The following is a 12,306-nucleotide window of genomic DNA, read 5'->3' as shown; positions in this document are numbered from 1 at the left end:
GCACCGGCCAGACAGACATACTGATAGTTCTATCGGGAGAGCAGTGGATCGGCGAACATTCGTCAAAGCCGTCAGCGCAGGCGGCGTCGCCACCGGGCTAGCGGGATGTTCCGGGCTCGGCAACAGCGATTCGGGGTCGAGCGGCGGAAACACTACCCTCCGAATCACCGCGCATACCGAGTGGCGAAACAACAAGGAGAAAATCACCAAAGCACTGCACGACGCCGGACTCCCGGACGACATCAACGTCGAGATGATAAGCGCCGGGCAGACCACCGACGAGATGCAGACCAAATATCGTCAGTGGCTCTCCGCCGGTCGGCCGGACCCGGACCTAATGGTATTCGACTGCGGATGGACGACGCCGTTCATCGTTCGCGGCCAGCTGAAGAAGCTCGACGACGTGCTTCCGAAGAAGGTGTTGAACACCGTCAACAACGACTACTTCCAGCAGAGCGTCAACTCGGCGAAGTCGAACGATGGGAGTCTCTACGGCGTTCCCCTGTACACCGACCTTCCGACGATTCAGTACCGGAAGGATTTGGTCGAGAACGCGGGATACGACTGGTCGCAGTACAAGACGAAGGCGATGTCGTGGAAACAGTTCTCCGAGGAACTGGCCGACGTCCACAATCAGTCCGACGCGAAGTACGGGTTCAACTGGCAGGCGGCGTCCGAAATCCAACTCGCCTGCTGCGTGTTCAACGAGTTCCTGAGTTCGTGGGGCGGCGCGTACTTCGGCAACCCCGAGGAGAACCTCTACAAGGTCGGCGACCGACCGATAACGGTCGAAGAGAAACCCGTCATCGACTCGCTGAAGATGGCGCGGACGTTCATCCACGGTTCGGACGCACCGGACACGTTGGACAGCATTACCGGGAAAATCACGTCCACCGAAGCGTCCCAGTGGGGCCTGTCGCCGTCCATGCGGCCGTTCACGCAGGGTAACGCGGTCGCGCTCCGCAACTGGCCGTACTCCATCAACATCAACGGCGCGGACGACGCCCTCGGGGAGAAGATGGGCGTGATGCCGATACCGTACGGCGTGAAACCGGGCGAGGCGAAGTATCCCGGAACCGGCGGTTCCGTCGCCGCGCTCGGCGGTTGGAACTTCTCGATGAACCCGAACACGGAGAACGAGGACGCGTGCGTCGAGTTCTTCAAGGCGATGTCTACCAAGTCGTTCCAACTGGACAACTTCAAAATCGCGGGTCACATCCCGCCGGTCCCGAAAACCTTGCAGAATGCGACGGACGTTCCGGTCATGGGCCGCTACGTCGATACGCTCGCGTTTGCCGGGCAACACACGCTCGCCCGACCGGCGACCGTCATCTGGCCCGAACAATCACAGGCGGTCGCCCAGAAGGCGAACGCCGTCATTATGGGCGACGTCAGTGCCGAGAAGGGGATGAGCCAACTGGCGTCACAGCTGAATAAACTCGAACAGAAGGTGTAGGAGCACATGGCTACAGACGAAACAAGCGCGACGTCGAACCGTCGCTGGCGCTTCGGCCCAGGAATCGCTATCCTGAATCGAATCGAACGTCTAAGCGAGACGCAGTTCGTATACCTGATGCTCACGCCAGTGCTGTTGCTCCTCGGGACGATGGCCATCTGGCCGCTCCTGTACACGGCGAACATCTCGCTCCACGCCGACAGCATCACGACCGCGAATCCCGTCGGGGAGTTCGTAGGTCTGCAAAACTACATGGACCTCCTCACTGGGCAGGCGGACGTCATCCTACAACGGCCGTTCTTGGACCTGAACCAGCCGTTCAAAAGCGCCGTCCCCGTAACGATGCTGTTCACCGTCGGTGCGATAGTCATCGAGACGGTTCTCGGATTCGCGATGGCGCTCGTGCTGGACCAGCGGTTCCGCGGCCGTAAATTGGTTCGTGTCGGTCTTATCATCCCGTGGGCGGTTCCCATCGTCATTCAGGGGATGATCTTCTACCTGATGTTCCAGCCGTCCATCGGGTTCGCGGTCGAACCGCTCCATCAGATGGGTCTCATCTCGGCCTCGCCGCTGGCGACGAGCCACGACGCGCTGTTGATAACCATCGTTGCCGACATCTGGAAGCAGTCGGCCTTCATGGCCCTGCTCATCCTCGCGGGACTCCAAAGTATCGACCGGTCGCTCTATCAGGTGGCTAAGATATCCGGCGCATCGAAGTGGCAACAGTTCCGAACCATCACGTTCCCGCTGGTGCTTCCCACGCTGCTCGTCGCCCTCCTCTTCCGGACCATCGCGGCGGTCAAAGTGTACGGGACGATAGAGACCATCTCAAGCTGTAACACGGTGCCGTCGCTCAGCTGTCTGGTCGTTTCGATGTGGAACGCCAGCCGATACGGCTCCGCGGCGGCGATTGCGTTCATCATCGCCGCCACGATAGGTGTGTTGTTGATAGTGTACCTGATCCAATTCCGCAAGCAAGAGAGCATGGGTGTCTAACATGTCTAGCATAAACTCGGACGACGAAACGGCCAACGCACTCGAACGATTCGCGCAGTACTCCATCCAGCAACCGGACGCGGTGTACAAGGTCGTCATGGCGGTCGCCATCGGCTTCTTCATGCTGATGTCGCTGTTCCCGTTCTACTGGCTGCTCGTCATCGCGCTCACGCCGAACCGCGCGATAGCGGACATGGGGCTGTTACCGAAGGGATTCAATCCCGGCGTCTTCATCGACATCTTCCGGGTGGCTCCGTTCCACCTGTACATGTTGAACAGCCTCATCATCGCCACGCTCACGACGATAATCGTGTTATTGATCGGCAGTTTGGCGGGATACGTCTTCGGTCGGCACGACTTCCCGGGCCGCGCGCCGTTGATGTTGGTCGTGCTCGTCATCTCGTACTTCCCGCCGGTGACGTTCCTCATCCCGCTGTTCCGGCTGTTCAACGGGAACGTGAGCATCCTCGGACTCCCGTATCCCGAGCTGTACAACACGCCGTGGTCGGTCGTGATGCCGCTGAGCGCGCTCACCCTGCCGCTCATCATCTTCCTCCTCTCGACGTTCTACAGCCAAATCCCGGACGGGTTGGAGGACGCCGCGCGAATCGAAGGATCAACGCGACTGGGCGCGCTGTTCCGCGTCATCGTTCCGCTGTCGGCTCCCGGCGTCGCCACCGCGGGCATCCTGACGTTCATTATCGTCTACAACGAGTTCTTCTTCTCGTATCTGATGGTGAACGGTGCCGTCGAAAACTGGGCACCCGTTCTGCACGGCATCCTCCAGTTCCAAGGCACCCAACAGGTCGCGTACAACATGATGGCCGCCGCGAGCATCGTCGGCGTCATTCCGATGGCCATCATCGTCCTGATAGCCCAAGACCGCATCGTGAGCGGACTCACGCAGGGCGCGCTCAAGGGATAATCCGGTCTTCCGTTTTCGATAAATCCAACCGCGAGCATCGGATGGACAAGAGTTATTAGATACCGGCGTCCTGTCTCAGTCGATTGGTAACTATGACCTATCGAGTCATCCAAGTCGGTACCGGCGGACAGGGCAAACACTGGTGTTCGACGTTTCTCCGCGAGAACGTGGACGAGGGGCGCATCGAAGTGGTCGGCGCGGTCGATATCGACCCGGAGCAACACGAGAACGCGATGGAGCACCTCGGATTGGACGAATCACAGTGTTACACGGACGTCGAGGAGGCCTTCGAGGAGGTCGACGCGGACTTCTGTACGGTCGTCATCCCACCGTGGCTTCACGAGGATGTCGTGGACGCGGCCATCGAACACGACCTCGACATCCTGAGCGAGAAACCAATCGCCGACTCCCTCGAAGCGTCCGTTCGGATTGCCGAGAAGGTCCGGCGAGCGGGAGTGCAGATGGGGATCACGATGAGCCATCGGTTCGATCAGGACAAGACGTCGCTCCGTCGTCGCATTCAGGCGGACGAAACCGGTCCCCTCGACTACATCGTCGGGCGATTCACCTGCAACGCGCGGTCGTACGGGACGTGGGGCGCATTCCGTCACGAGATGGAGGACGTGTTGATGATCGAGGGAGCGGTACACCAACTCGACTTTATCGCCGACATGGCCGGGAGCGACTGCGAGACGATTTACGCGGATACGTGGTGTCCCGAGTGGGCCGAGTACGAAGGCGACGTGCAGGCGCTCGTCCAACTCCGGTTCGAAAACGGCACGCGGGCGACGTGGGAGGGTGCGAAGGCGAACGCGGTCGGGTTGAACGGGTGGAAGAGCGACTACGTTCGCGCCGAGTGTCGGGACGAGACGCTCGTCCTCGACGACCGGGAGCTGGTTCGGTATCCGTACGACCCCGACGGCGAGCAAGTCGTCGGCGGACGGACCGCAGACGGCGAATCCGTCGCCCTCGACGAACAGGACAAGTGGAGTAACACGTGGCTCGTCGAGCAGTTCGTCGAGTGGCTCGACGGCGGCGAGCCGATGGCGACGAACGTGCGAGATAACCTGCAATCCATGGCGCTGATAGAAGCCGCGATGCAGAGCAGTCGAACCGGCGAACCCGTCGACGTCCAGTCGTTGCTCGCGGACACGAGAGCGTCCGTCGAGGCAGAACTCCCGACGGAGTGAATCGCGTCGTGGACGCCGGTCGGACCGACGGGAGAGGCGGTATTCACGGTGCCGACACCGCAAATTATTTGAATCAACCGTGGTATTCGTAACCATGGATGTCGGAGTCCTAACGGTCGCATTAGCCGAAGAATCGATAGAAGACACGTTCTCGTATCTCGCCGACCTCGGAGTCGGTGCGGTCGAACTCGCCTGTGGAGGGTTCGTTGGCGACCCACACCTTCCTCGGGAGGAGTACTTGGATGACGAGGAAGCTCAAGCCGAATTGCAGTCGTTGCTCGACGAAAACGACCTGTACGTCTCGGCACTGGCGACACACAACAATCCCCTGCATCCCGTGGAGAATAAGGCGGCCGAAGCCGACAAGGAGCTTCGCGAGGCCATTCGTCTCGCGAGTCAACTCGACGTAGACGCCGTCACGACGTTCTCGGGACTGCCCGCCGGCGGCCCGGACGACTCCGTCCCGAACTGGATCACCGCGCCGTGGCCCGACGAGCATCACGAGGCCCACGAGTATCAGTGGCAGGAGGTCGCCATCCCGTACTGGCAGGAACTCGAAGCGTACGCGGACGACTACGGCGTGGACATCGCCATCGAGATGCACCCCAACATGCTCGTCTACGAACCGCGCGGGATGCTCGAACTCCGCGAGGCGACGGGCGACCGTATGGGCGCCAACTTCGACCCGTCCCACCTGTTCTGGCAGGACATCGATATCACCGACGCGATTCGTCTCCTCGGCGAGGAGGACGCCATTCACCACTTCCACGCCAAGGACACCAAGGTGTACGACGCGAACGCCCGCGAGAAGGGCGTGCTCGACACGACGCCGTACACCGAGGAGGCGAACCGCTCGTGGCTGTTCCGTTCCATCGGGTACGGCCACGGCGAGGCGTTCTGGAAGGACGTCGTCTCGACCCTGCGGATGGTGGGGTACGACGGCGCGCTCTCCATCGAACACGAAGATTCGCTCACGTCGGCGACGGAAGGCTTGGAGAAGGCCATCGACGTGCTCGACCGAGCGGTGTTCGAATCGAACCCCGGCGACGCCTACTGGGCCTGAGGTGGACGAATGAACGAACCACTCTCCGTCGGCGTCCTCGGCTATCGTTTCATGGGTAAGGCCCACGCGAACGCGCTCGCCCGCCTGCCGATGTTCTTTCCGGACGCGCCGGACGTCGAACGACGCGTTCTCGTCGGGCGGGACGAGGGCGCACTTGCGGACGCCGTCGAGGAACTCGGGTTCGAGGAGTACAGTACAGATTGGGAAGATGTCGTCGGCGACGTCGACGTGTTCTACAATCTCGGCCCGAACGCGATTCACGCCGACCCCTCCGTCGCCGCGCTCGAAGCCGGAACCGCGGTGTTCTGCGAGAAGCCGTTGGCACACACCATGGCCGACGCCGAGCGAATGCGGGACGCCGCTCGCAACTCCACCGCGCCCGCCGGTATCGCGTTCAACTATCGGTTCATCCCCGCGGTTCGCTACGCGAAACGACTCATCGATTCAGGGGAGCTAGGCGAGATTCACCACGTCAGGGGGAGCTACCTACAGGATTTCCTCGCCGACCCGGAAACACCGTGGTCGTGGCGACTCGACGCCGACGTGGCCGGAAGCGGCGCGCTCGGCGACCTCGGCGCGCACACGCTCGACCTGACGCGCTTTCTGGTCGGGGACCGAACGGGATCCATCGAAAGCGTTCGCGGGCAACTGCGAACGTTCGTGGACGAGCGTCCAGTCTCCGGGGGGGACGAAACGCGTCCGGTGACCGTGGACGACGCGTACACGGCGCAAGCGACGTTCGAGAACGGCGCAGTCGGGACGTTCGAGGCGTCGCGATTCGCGACCGGACACAAGAACGACCACTCGGTCGAGGTGAACGGGTCGAAGGGAAGCCTCCGGTTCTCCATCGAGCGACCGAACGAGTTGGAGTTCCTCGGTCCGGGCGACAGCGGCTTCCAGACGATTATGGTCACGGCGGACGAGGACCCGTACCTCGAACAGTGGTGGCCGGACGGGCACGTTCTCGGGTGGGAACACACCTTCGTCCACGAGAACTACGAGTTCCTCTCCGACGTTGCACATGGGACGAGCGCCGAATCCAGCGACCGACCGTCGGGCGACGTTCCCTCCTTCGAGGACGGTTACCGCGTCCAACAGCTACTCGCCGCCATCGAGACGTCCGACGAGACGGGCGAGCGAATCGACGTTTCCTGACCGGCGAAACGGCCTCGAGAGAACCGAGCGGTCCACCGGACGATGGACGCCTCCCGGGTCCGAAATCGTCTTTTCCGGCACTACGAAGCGGTCCGTCCGTCGACGATCAGATTGACCGTCGCGCCGCTTAGCTCATCGTCTCGGCGAGCCACTGCTTGATGAACCCACCGTGCTGTTCGGGGCCGTCCTTCAGGGTCCACGGCTCGTTCGCACCCGAACCCGGAGAACTGAACATCGTCGGCGCCCACGAGTCGTCGAAGCACCACGCGAGCCATCCCATGTTCTCGTACGACGCCACCCAGTCACGGAACGGCTGGCCCCAGCCGGAGTTAGTTCCCTGATCCAACCCGCCGCTGTCGGGGTCCCACCCGAACTCAGTGATGACTATCGGCACGTCCTCGGCCGGTGCGCCGTAGGTCGCGTCGAAGTCGCTAGGCTGGCCATTGTCCGGGTAGATGTGACCCGAATAGACGAGGTTATCGCCGTCAAAGGGGTACTGTGGAGCCATGTTGGGCACGGACGTCCATCGAGGCGACCCGATTATCACCGGCGTCTCGGGGGCGTGTCCCTGCACGAGGTCCACCCACGGCTGGGCGGTGTCCCGCCACGTCAGCCACGCCGTCTCGTCGTCGCCCCAGTACGCGGGCGTGGTCGGCTCGTTGAACAGTTCGAAGAGGACGTGCTCGTCGCTCGCAAACGCGGGAGCGACGGTCCCCCAGAAGTTCCGGAGGAGTTCGTCGGGGTAGGCGTCGTACGACGTGTCCGCGTTATCGGTCGCCTCCTCGGTGTACGGTCTGACGAGGTGGTAATCGACGAGTGCGTACACGCCGCGCTGCCCTAGCAGGTCAACAGCCGGTCGAAGCACGTCGGTGACGAACCCCCGCGGCCCACCGAACGCCTCGACCGAATCCTGCGTGCAAGGAAGTCGAACGATGTTGGGGTACCAACCGCGACTCTCGTCGGTCGCCCACTTCAGCACCTCCGCCGCGCTCTTCGGATGGTATTGCACGTAAAATCCGGGGTCCGCACCCGCGAGACCGCGCAGCTTGACTGCATCGCCGTCGGGGTTCCGTATCCACTTTCCGTCGGTGTGGAGTCGCGGAGTCGGCCCCGCTGCGGCCGCGGTTTCGACAGTCGCTCCCATAGTCAACGCTCCGATGCTCGCACCCGCGGCGCGGACCGCACTCCGCCGAGTCAATCGAGTGCGACTTTCGGCTGGCTGTTCCTCTCTGTGTTGCTGGTTGTCGCGCACCATGCACTCATTAATCCAGTACCACCCATATTAAAATTTTTTCTGAGAATTATAGTTATTGTTCCATATCTGCTGTCACCGTCAGCAATAGATGACGGACGAAGCACGGCGGTGGTAACGCACGACCGTTCCGCGCGGTGGTGGCACCGACCTCACACGGTTCCAAAAGTCGTTTCGAGCGAGGCGAGTCGCTCAGTAGTTAATGTTGAGTTCGACGACGTTGGCCGCGTTGAGTACCCGCTTCGACAGTTCATCGTGGAGGTCGTCGTCGCTCACCCTGTTCGCGGGAGCGGAGACGCTGATGGCACCCAACACCTCGTTCGAGGAGGTGCGAACCGGTGCTGCGATACAGCGGAGGCCCTCCAATCGTTCCCCGTCGTCGATGGCGTATCCTCGCTCGCGGACCTGTTCCAGCGTCTCGAACAGCTCCTCTCGCGTACCGATGCTCTGCGGCGTGACGCGTTCGAGTCCGTGCCGTTCGACGATTTCGTCGACGCGCTCCTCGGGTAGGTGCGCGAGAATCGCCTTTCCGAGTCCCGTCGTGTGGAGGTACGTTCGGAGACCGGCGTGCGTATCCAAATCGACCGCTTTCGCGCCTTTGGCTCGCATCAGGTAGACGCCCTTTCCCTGTTCTTCCACGAGGAGATTCGCGAGCTCGCCGGTTTCGTCAGCGAGCGCTTTGATTTCCGGTTCCGCAACCTCGTAGAGTTCCATCGATTTCCGTGTGTGGCCGCCGACTTCGAGGAACTTCAGCCCGAGTTGGTACTCGCCCCCGACCTTCACGACGTATCCGTACTTCCGGAGGGTCGTCAGATGGTTGTGAACCATGCTCTTTCCCATACCCGACCCCTCGGCGAGTTCGGTCACGCCACACGAACCCCGTTCCATCAACTCCTCGACCAAGGCGAGCGTTTTTTCGGTGGTTTGCACCGGGTGTTTTGCGTCCATGTCAATGGAAGGCACACATTCATCACTCATAAACATTCTGGAGACCAGAACGGAAAGAAAACGACGAAACCCGTTCGAATCGCGCACCCGAAACCGAACAGCGCTCTTCGCTCGCCCGAGAACGCACCGCGCTTCTCGCACCGTCCCATCGAACGACGTTTTCGACCACTCGGCGGTTCGGTCCGAGGCGGGATTCAGTCGGCGTCTTCGACTCGCGTCTCCGTGAAATGGGTTCGGCCGGTCGTCTGGATGTCCATCGTCGCGGTGACCGCGAACTTCCCGAAGAAGGCGGACGAGAAACCGTCGCACCGTCGATGGATTTCCGTCCTTCGTCTTGATTTCGACGGTGGGAGGACCGAACCGTTCTCTGATGCAAAACGGAGAAGGCGAATCGACGTATCCATTGACCGTTCGGCAGAATTGTGGCGACTACCGTCGCCACGTAGGGAAAAGAAACGAACGCGGAGCGGAGAGCACGTCGGTGAACGTTATTCGCCCCGTGACGTGAAATTTGTCTGTCGTTTCGATACCGTTCTCCGCGTTCCGCGGTTTAGAACGCCGCGGTCACCGGTTGACGGTCGAGTAGATTGCCGCAATCGACCGAATCATATGCCCCCGCTTCCGTAAGTGGAAGTCATGGCCGACAAAACCAGCGCGCTTCTCATCGGGGAGAACACGTTTCCCTTCCACGAATTCGACGAAATGGCACCACGTATCGAGAACGCTCTCGGGGACGACATCGCCGTGACTCGAACGACGGACCGTGATTCCCTGCGCAGCCTCGACGACTACGACGTCCTCGCCGACTATCTCACCGACAGCTCCCTTTCCGGCGCTCAGCGAGACGGTCTCTCGTCGTTCGTCGCGGATGGTGGCGGTTATCTCGGGATACACTGTGCCGCGGACATCACCAGTACCCACGACGGATCCGGTGGCATCGACCACCGGGACGAACCGTTCCCGGAACTCCGGGAGTTGCTTGGCGGGCACTTCATCGGGCATCCGGAGCAATCGACGTTTCGCGTCGATATCGCCGATACCGATCACCCGGTTACCGCCGGGGTCGAGGATTTCGAGGTGTTCGACGAACCGTACACGGTCGATTACGATGAGGACGCGATACGCGTCCTTGCTCGGATGGACCACCCCGATCTCGACAACTATCCGGTCGCCTGGGTACGGACGGTCGGCGACGGAAACGTCTGCTACGTCTCGCTCGGGCACACAGCTGAGGCATTCGAAAACCCGCAGTACCGACGCCTCCTTCGAAACGCCGTTCGATGGGTGAGCGCCTGATCGGCGTCTTACCTTTCCACCGCTACGTCCGTAGGAGTCCCCTCGATCACGAGCAGGTCGTAGCCGGGAACGGTTTCCTCGCCCAACCGAACGTCTGCATCGCCGACGTCGACGTCTATCGGTTCGCTGCTGTAATTGAACACCCACGTCAGATCGCCGCGGTGAGCGACCCGGACGCGGTCCGGGAGCGGGTCGGCCGCGTGTGTGACGTTGGCCCGCGTGAGCACGTCGGAGACGAGGGCGTCCGCGAGTTCGGCGTCCGGCCAGATCCCGACGTAAGCGACCGACCCGGGTTCGGCTTCACGCACGGTGATGGCCGTACGTCCTTCGCCGATCCCGGTCGCGTACTGCCCCACGACCCTCGCGTCGTCGGCGTCGATCCACTCCGCCCACGTTCGATATCCGTACCGTTCGTCCCGATACGAGAGGTGGGCGTCGGGCGAATCCGCTGGGACGCTCTCGTGTTGATCGACGCGAACACCCGCGAGGTCGGCGAGCGGTCCCGGCGGTCGCGTGGCGTGTAGCTTGTTGTGCGGGTCCTTCTCCCCCGAACGAATCGTGAACAACAGGTGACCGCCGCTCTCGACGTATCGTCGGAAGGCCGACTCGACATCGTCGCCGACGAGGTGCAGCGACGGGGCGAGGACCGCATCGTAGTCTTCGAAGTCGGTGTCGGCCGGAAGTACGTCTACTTGTACGCCGCGACCGCGAAGCGCGTGGTAGTACGTGTGGAGGTGGTTCCAATAGTCGAAATCGGGCGACATCGCCTGTTCGTCGAGCGCCCAGAGGCTTTCGTAGTCGAGGACGAGCGCGACGGGAGCGGTGACCGAACCTCGGTCGAGATCGGCGAGTTCCGCCGCCGCCGCCGTCGCATCGTGATATCCGCGGTCGACGGTCCCGTCCCGCTTTCGAAGCCCGGCGTGATACTGCTCCTGTCCCTCCAGACACCGTCGCCACCTGAAGTAGGAGACGACGTCGGCACCGTGAGCGACCGCGTGGTGTGCCCAGAGACGCATCGCACCCTCTGCCGGTTGGGTGGTCTCGGGCGGCCAGTTGATCGCCCCCGGTTGCTGCTCCATCACCCAGAAGTTCCCGGGTGCGGCGCAGCGATAGCGGTCGTGATTGAATCCGATCTGGTCAGGGTTTCCGACCCGAAGTTCGTCCGCATCGGCCGGATCGTCGTCGGCGACTTGGGGGAATCCGGTCGGATACGAATCCCACGCGGCGAAGTCGAGATCGTCGCCGACGTCGTACGGGTCCAGCTGGCCGAAATCGAACATGAAGTTGTGGGTGACGAACCAGTCGTCGTTCGCCTCCCGCAGTCGATCCGCTTGGGATCGGTTGTAGGATACGACGCTCGCGCTCGCGAAGCGGTGGTAGTCGAGTAACCGTCCCGGATGGTGATCGGTGACCGTGTGACGCGGCGGATCGATCTCCTCGAAATCGGAGTGGTGCTGGCTCCAGAACGTCGTCCCCCACGACTCGTTCAGCGTGTCGATACCGCCGTACTTCTCACGCAGCCAGATCCGAAAGGCCGTCGCGCAGTCGTCGCAGTAGCACCGGATGGTGTCGTGACAGCCGTACTCGTTGTCGGTCTGCCAGCCGACGACCGCCGGATGGTCGGCGAAGTGTTCGGCGAGGGCGGTGACGATGCGGTTGGTCTGCTCCCGGTAGGTCTCCGAGTTGAAGCAGTAGTGTCGCCGACTGCCGAAGTGACGGGCGCCCCCGTCCGGTTCCTCCTGAAGGATGTCCGGATGCTGGTCGACCAACCATTTGGGTGGCGTCGCCGTGGGGGTACATAGTACCGCCTTCATCCCGTGCTCGTGCACGAGATCGACCGCGGTTTCGAGCCACTCGAAGTCGAGTTCGCCGGGTCGCGGTTCGAGTCTCGACCAGGAGAACTCGCCCATGCGGACGTATTCGATTCCCGCCTCGGCCATCTGCTCAACGTCGGTGGCCCACCGTTCGCGGGGCCAGTGTTCCGGAAAATAACACACGCCTATCGACATACCTTCGTGTGGCGTG

10 protein-coding genes are annotated in these 12,306 nt (G+C 62.0%); 7 read left to right on the top strand and 3 right to left on the bottom strand.

Going from position 1 to position 12,306, the window contains the following annotated elements; all coding sequences use genetic code 11:
- Nucleotides 1-43: 43 nt before the first annotated feature.
- The 6 genes from V5735_RS22485 (at nucleotide 44) to V5735_RS22460 (ending at nucleotide 6,785) form a co-directional block, all read left to right on the top strand.
- Nucleotides 44-1,456: a substrate-binding domain-containing protein gene (locus V5735_RS22485; protein WP_423746886.1), complete on the top strand. Its 1,413-nt coding sequence runs from the start codon at nucleotides 44-46 to the stop codon at nucleotides 1,454-1,456.
- Between the two features lie 6 nt (nucleotides 1,457-1,462).
- Nucleotides 1,463-2,452, top strand: a complete 990-nt coding sequence (locus V5735_RS22480; protein ID WP_423746885.1) for a carbohydrate ABC transporter permease — start codon at nucleotides 1,463-1,465, stop codon at nucleotides 2,450-2,452.
- 1 nt (nucleotide 2,453) lies between these two features.
- Nucleotides 2,454-3,377, top strand: a complete 924-nt coding sequence (locus tag V5735_RS22475; RefSeq protein WP_423746884.1) for a carbohydrate ABC transporter permease — start codon at nucleotides 2,454-2,456, stop codon at nucleotides 3,375-3,377.
- A gap of 92 nt (nucleotides 3,378-3,469) precedes the next feature.
- Complete coding sequence (locus tag V5735_RS22470; protein WP_423746883.1) at nucleotides 3,470-4,567, top strand: Gfo/Idh/MocA family protein; 1,098 nt, start codon at nucleotides 3,470-3,472, stop codon at nucleotides 4,565-4,567.
- A 94-nt stretch (nucleotides 4,568-4,661) separates the two neighbouring features.
- A complete protein-coding gene (locus V5735_RS22465) occupies nucleotides 4,662-5,630 on the top strand; it encodes a sugar phosphate isomerase/epimerase family protein (protein ID WP_423746882.1) in 969 nt (322 codons plus the stop codon).
- A gap of 9 nt (nucleotides 5,631-5,639) precedes the next feature.
- On the top strand, nucleotides 5,640-6,785 hold the full coding sequence (locus tag V5735_RS22460; protein WP_423746881.1) for a Gfo/Idh/MocA family protein: 1,146 nt from the start codon (nucleotides 5,640-5,642) through the stop codon (nucleotides 6,783-6,785).
- 127 nt (nucleotides 6,786-6,912) lie between these two features.
- Here V5735_RS22460 and V5735_RS22455 read toward each other — a convergent pair whose 3' ends face one another.
- Both V5735_RS22455 and V5735_RS22450 read right to left on the bottom strand, forming a co-directional pair.
- Entirely contained in the window at nucleotides 6,913-8,040 is a 1,128-nt protein-coding gene (locus V5735_RS22455; RefSeq protein ID WP_423746880.1) for a glycoside hydrolase family 5 protein, read from the bottom strand.
- 189 nt (nucleotides 8,041-8,229) lie between these two features.
- Complete coding sequence (locus V5735_RS22450) at nucleotides 8,230-8,985, bottom strand: IclR family transcriptional regulator (RefSeq protein ID WP_423746879.1); 756 nt, start codon at nucleotides 8,983-8,985, stop codon at nucleotides 8,230-8,232.
- Between the two features lie 636 nt (nucleotides 8,986-9,621).
- On the opposite strand from V5735_RS22450, the gene V5735_RS22445 reads away from it, so the two are divergent.
- A complete protein-coding gene (locus V5735_RS22445) occupies nucleotides 9,622-10,281 on the top strand; it encodes a ThuA domain-containing protein (RefSeq protein WP_423746878.1) in 660 nt (219 codons plus the stop codon).
- Nucleotides 10,282-10,289: 8 nt separating this feature from the next.
- On the opposite strand, the gene V5735_RS22440 is transcribed toward V5735_RS22445, so the two are convergent.
- A complete protein-coding gene (locus V5735_RS22440) occupies nucleotides 10,290-12,290 on the bottom strand; it encodes a beta-galactosidase (RefSeq protein ID WP_423746877.1) in 2,001 nt (666 codons plus the stop codon).
- Nucleotides 12,291-12,306 lie beyond the last annotated feature (16 nt).

This window comes from Haladaptatus sp. SPP-AMP-3 (genome assembly GCF_049568665.1).
Classification (GTDB): Archaea; Halobacteriota; Halobacteria; order Halobacteriales; family Haladaptataceae; genus Haladaptatus; species Haladaptatus paucihalophilus.
Note: the sequence above shows the minus strand (reverse complement) of the source record. Positions and strands in the feature narration are given on the sequence as shown.

Excerpts from the sequence above, each read along its gene's own strand:
- V5735_RS22475 (WP_423746884.1), top strand. The coding sequence starts at position 2,454 with ATGTCTAGCATAAACTCGGACGACGAAACGGCCAACGCACTCGAACGA.
- V5735_RS22440 (WP_423746877.1), bottom strand. The coding sequence starts at position 12,290 with ATGTCGATAGGCGTGTGTTATTTTCCGGAACACTGGCCCCGCGAACGG.
- V5735_RS22460 (WP_423746881.1), top strand. The coding sequence starts at position 5,640 with ATGAACGAACCACTCTCCGTCGGCGTCCTCGGCTATCGTTTCATGGGT.
- V5735_RS22480 (WP_423746885.1), top strand. The coding sequence starts at position 1,463 with ATGGCTACAGACGAAACAAGCGCGACGTCGAACCGTCGCTGGCGCTTC.
- V5735_RS22450 (WP_423746879.1), bottom strand. The coding sequence starts at position 8,985 with ATGGACGCAAAACACCCGGTGCAAACCACCGAAAAAACGCTCGCCTTG.
- V5735_RS22470 (WP_423746883.1), top strand. The coding sequence starts at position 3,470 with ATGACCTATCGAGTCATCCAAGTCGGTACCGGCGGACAGGGCAAACAC.
- V5735_RS22455 (WP_423746880.1), bottom strand. The coding sequence starts at position 8,040 with ATGGTGCGCGACAACCAGCAACACAGAGAGGAACAGCCAGCCGAAAGT.
- V5735_RS22445 (WP_423746878.1), top strand. The coding sequence starts at position 9,622 with ATGGCCGACAAAACCAGCGCGCTTCTCATCGGGGAGAACACGTTTCCC.
- V5735_RS22465 (WP_423746882.1), top strand. The coding sequence starts at position 4,662 with ATGGATGTCGGAGTCCTAACGGTCGCATTAGCCGAAGAATCGATAGAA.